At 40.5% G+C, this 576-nt stretch carries 1 protein-coding gene; it reads right to left on the bottom strand.

Features of this window, described 5'->3' with window-relative positions; all coding sequences use genetic code 11:
• On the bottom strand, positions 1-576 hold a 576-nt coding region (locus ACFING_RS10120; RefSeq protein WP_375630850.1), incomplete at both ends, for an autotransporter outer membrane beta-barrel domain-containing protein.

Genomic DNA, 576 nt, shown 5'->3' with positions numbered 1-576 from the left:
AAAAAAGGTGGCGCAATCCAGCAGAGAAACTCGTTCCAGAAAAACCAATTTTCTTAAATCTATGCTGATAAGTGACATCTCCACGAAGAGAAAGTTTTGATGAGAGACGGGCATTAAACCCACCCCCTGCTTCCAAAGAAGAACCAAAGGAACCTAACTGAAAATCGTTTTTAAAAGAAACGAATTGCTTATCTTCAAAACTATGCAAATAAGAAAGCTTACTATAAAAAGAAACTTCACGTCCCTCTTCAGAAGCATTAAGCGTCTTGCTTAAACGCCCACCAACACGCCCCACCCATTGATGAAATTTTCCTAAATCAACATCAAGATTATCAATATCACGCGCCTGATTAAACTGAAGATGCTGATAAACAACCTGAATCTGCGGATCAAAAACAACACCTTTATACCCTGTTGCAAACGTTCTACCACTCGTTAAAGAACCGCTAAATTGTTTACCCTTTAACGCCACAACCTTGCCCCGTGCAAGGGTCAAAACATCACCCTTAAAAAGGCCATACCATAACACCCCATCCATATAAAAACCGGTATCATGCTGCAAACTTCCATAAGCCC

The sequence above is a fragment of the Bartonella sp. AP150HLJHH genome (assembly GCF_042196385.1).
Taxonomy (GTDB): domain Bacteria; phylum Pseudomonadota; class Alphaproteobacteria; order Rhizobiales; family Rhizobiaceae; genus Bartonella.
This window is presented reverse-complemented; position numbering and strand designations above follow the sequence as displayed.